Raw genomic sequence first — 284 nt, forward strand, 5'->3', positions numbered from 1 at the left:
CTGCCTCCCGTAGGAGTCTGGACCGTGTCTCAGTTCCAGTGTGGCTGATCATCCTCTCAAACCAGCTAGGGATCGTTGCCTTGGTGAGCCATTACCTCACCAACTAGCTAATCCCACTTGGGCCAATCTAAAGGCGAGAGCCGAAGCCCCCTTTGGTCCGTAGACATTATGCGGTATTAGCCGTCGTTTCCAACGGTTGTCCCCCACCTCAAGGCATGTTCCCAAGCATTACTCACCCGTCCGCCGCTCGTCATCTTCTAGCAAGCTAGAAATGTTACCGCTCG

General features: G+C 54.6%; 1 rRNA gene. It reads right to left on the minus strand.

Annotated elements, in window-relative coordinates:
* Nucleotides 1-284, minus strand: a 16S ribosomal RNA gene (locus C2M36_RS10140); the annotation flags it as partial.

This window comes from Pseudoalteromonas sp. T1lg75 (assembly GCF_002964705.1).
Classification (GTDB): domain Bacteria; phylum Pseudomonadota; class Gammaproteobacteria; order Enterobacterales; family Alteromonadaceae; genus Pseudoalteromonas.